2 protein-coding genes are annotated in these 1,530 nt (G+C 65.0%); both read left to right on the top strand.

Annotated features, from left to right (window positions below; translation table 11 throughout):
• Positions 1–190: substrate-binding domain-containing protein (locus tag OC610_RS27180; protein ID WP_264432475.1), on the top strand; the 190-nt coding region annotated here is incomplete at its 5' end.
• Positions 191–212: 22 nt separating this feature from the next.
• A complete protein-coding gene (gene waaA / locus OC610_RS27175; RefSeq protein ID WP_264432473.1) occupies positions 213–1,493 on the top strand; it encodes a lipid IV(A) 3-deoxy-D-manno-octulosonic acid transferase in 1,281 nt (426 codons plus the stop codon).
• The last annotated feature ends 37 nt before the right edge of the window (positions 1,494–1,530 follow it).

Raw genomic sequence — 1,530 nt, 5'->3', positions numbered from 1 at the left:
GGGCTGGGCCTGGCTGCCGCGGCACGTCGTACAGTATCCGGCGTACCTGGGAGATATGGTCGAGCTCAACAGTGAGTGGACTCCGCCGGCCCTGGTGGTGGAGCTGGTCTGGCGTCGCGACGAACCCTTGGGCCCCGCCGCCCGGTGGCTGGCGGAACGTTTTGCCGTGCAGTTGCAGGCGATCGGCTGAAAAACCGATAAACTCCGCCGCCATGAACAGAACTCTCTATAGCGCGTTGTTTTACTTGGGGCTGCCACTGGTAGCGATTCGGCTGTGGCTGCGGGCCCGCAAGGCGCCGGCCTATGCGCGGCGTATCGGCGAGCGGTTCTCATGGGGCTTGCCGACGATGGGGCCGGGCGGCATCTGGGTCCATGCGGTGTCGGTGGGTGAAAGCATCGCCGCCGCGCCGATGATTCGCGCCTTGCTACAACGTTATCCACAGCTGCCGATCACCGTGACGTGCATGACGCCCACCGGTTCGGAGCGGATCAAGGCGTTGTTCGCCAATGAACCGCGCATCCAGCATTGCTACCTGCCTTATGACTTGCCGTGCGCGGCCAAGCGTTTCCTCGACCAGGTCCGGCCGAAACTGGCGGTGATCATGGAAACCGAACTGTGGCCCAATCACATCCATCAATGCGCCCGGCGCGGCATTCCCGTGGCGTTGGCCAACGCGCGGTTGTCGGAGCGTTCGGCGCGTGGCTATGCGCGCTTTCCCAAGCTGACTCGGCCGATGCTCGCGCAAATGAACCTGTTCGCGGTGCAGACCGAAGCCGAGGCCGAGCGGTTCCGCCAACTCGGAGCCCGGGCGGAAACCGTCGAAGTCACTGGCTCGATCAAGTTCGACCTGACCATCGATCCGCAACTGCTCGAAAGCGCCAGCGCCTTGCGCCGTCAATGGCAAGCGGTGGAGCGCCCGGTGTGGATCGCCGCCAGCACTCATGAGGGTGAAGACGAAGTGGTGCTGGCCGCCCACCGGCGATTGCTCGACAGCTATCCCGATGCGTTGCTGATCCTGGTGCCGCGTCATCCGGAGCGATTCGATTCAGTGGCGCAGTTGTGCGAGCGCGAGGGTTTTGCCACTGTCCGGCGTTCCAGTGCTCAGCCGGTCGGCCCGCAGACCTCGGTATTGCTGGGCGATACCATGGGCGAGCTGCTGTTTCTCTATGCGTTGGCGGACAGTGCGTTTGTCGGGGGCAGCCTGGTGCCCAACGGCGGGCACAACCTGCTCGAACCGGCGGCGCTGGCAAAACCGGTGCTCAGCGGGCCGCACCTGTTCAATTTCCTTGAAATTGCCGCGCAACTGCGTGCCGCCGGGGCCTTGGCGGAAGTGGAAGATGCCGAAAGCCTGGCCCTGGCGGTGCAGCGTCTGTTCGAGTTGCCTCGGGATGCCCAGCGCATGGCCGAGGCGGGATTGGCGGTGATGCGCCGCAACCAGGGCGCGTTGCAGCGATTGCTGGACGGGTTGGGACGGTTGCTCGCCAGAGACTGATCGCCGGTCTGCCCCGTAGGAGCTGCCGAAGGCTGCG

This window comes from Pseudomonas agronomica (genome assembly GCF_025917275.1).
Taxonomy (GTDB): domain Bacteria; phylum Pseudomonadota; class Gammaproteobacteria; order Pseudomonadales; family Pseudomonadaceae; genus Aquipseudomonas; species Aquipseudomonas agronomica.
Note: the sequence above shows the minus strand (reverse complement) of the source record. Positions and strands in the feature narration are given on the sequence as shown.